This window comes from Candidatus Propionivibrio aalborgensis, from assembly GCF_900089945.1.
Lineage (GTDB): Bacteria > Pseudomonadota > Gammaproteobacteria > Burkholderiales > Rhodocyclaceae > Propionivibrio > Propionivibrio aalborgensis.
In genome coordinates, this window is sequence record NZ_FLQY01000260.1 from 1 (window position 1) to 1,308 (window position 1,308).

2 protein-coding genes are annotated in these 1,308 nt (G+C 61.8%); both read left to right on the top strand.

Annotated elements, in window-relative coordinates:
* On the top strand, positions 1–675 hold a 675-nt coding region (locus tag PROAA_RS12485), incomplete at its 5' end, for an adenosylcobinamide-GDP ribazoletransferase (RefSeq protein ID WP_186411658.1).
* Positions 660–1,172 (top strand): alpha-ribazole phosphatase family protein, encoded by a 513-nt coding sequence (cobC, locus tag PROAA_RS12490; protein ID WP_186411659.1) that lies wholly within the window; start codon positions 660–662, stop codon positions 1,170–1,172. The genes PROAA_RS12485 and cobC, both read left to right, overlap by 16 nt.
* Positions 1,173–1,308: the final 136 nt, after the last annotated feature.

A 1,308-nucleotide genomic window follows, 5' to 3' on the forward strand; every position in this document is an offset into this window, starting at 1 on the left:
CACAGCAGTGAGGCGCTTGAGCGTTCGTCGCGGTACTTTCCGGCGGTCGGGTTGATTGTCGGCGGCATCGCGGCTCTGGTCTTCGTCCTGAGCTCCCTGATCTTGCCAAAAACGCTGGCCGTACTGGCCTCGATGGCCAGTACGCTTTACGTCACCGGCGCCTTCCACGAAGACGGCTGGAGCGACATGGTTGACGGTTTTGGCGGCGGATGGGACAAGCCGCAGATACTGACCATCATGAAGGATTCGCGGATCGGCAGTTTTGGCGCGGTTGCGCTGGTTATTTTACTGCTGGCCAAGTTCTGTGCGCTGCTGGAGATCGATCTGCTGCTGATTCCGGTGACATTGATCGCCGGGCATGCGTTTTCCCGGCTGTGTGCGGTGTCCCTGTTGCGCACGCTTGAGTATGTGCGCGACGAGGGCAAGTCGAAGCCGCTGGCCACCGGCATCGGGCGCGGCGAACTGGCTTTCGCTGCGTTGACCGCGCTGCTTCCGTTGCTTTTGCTGCCGTTTCAGCAGGCCATCATCGGCGTCGTCTTCGCCGTGCTCGCCACGCTATGGCTGGCGCGCATGTTCAAGCGGCGTATCGGCGGCTATACCGGCGATTGCCTCGGCGCCACACAACAGCTTTCCGAAGTCGCTTTCTATTGCGGGTTGTTGTGCAGGTTTTCCTGATTCGCCACCCGCGCCCGTTCCTCGACCTCGGTATCTGTTATGGCCGACTCGACATTCAGGCCGAAGACCCGCAGCCTGTGGCGGCGCGTCTGAAACCGCTCTTGCCGGAAGGGACAACTTTTTTTTCCAGCCCGCTGCAGCGTGCGCGGCTGCTGGCCGAGGCGCTCGATCCAGAAACACGCATCGACGCACGGCTGAGCGAGATGGACTTCGGCGAATGGGAAGGGCAGCCGTGGGACGCCATTGATCGCGATGCGCTCGATGCCTGGGCGGCCGATACCCTGCATTACACGCCACCCGGCGGTGAATCGGTCGCCGGACTGCAACATCGCGCCATCGATTTCGTCACCGCGCTTCGTGGCTCCCCCATCGCGCTCGTCACCCATTGCGGGGTCATCCGCGCCCTGCTCGGTCACTGGCGGCAGCTTCCCGTTGACGAGTGGACAAGCTTGCAAATCGACTTTGGCAGCATGCTGGAGATCGAAATAGATCAGTGATCTCGCGAGCCATGACACTACCCCTTCCCGACGCCGACGCCCTGGCCTACAGTGACGCGCTGAAGTGCCGTATCGCCGATGAAATCGAATCCGGCGACGGCTGGATCGGCTTTGATCGCTTCATGGAAATCGCGCT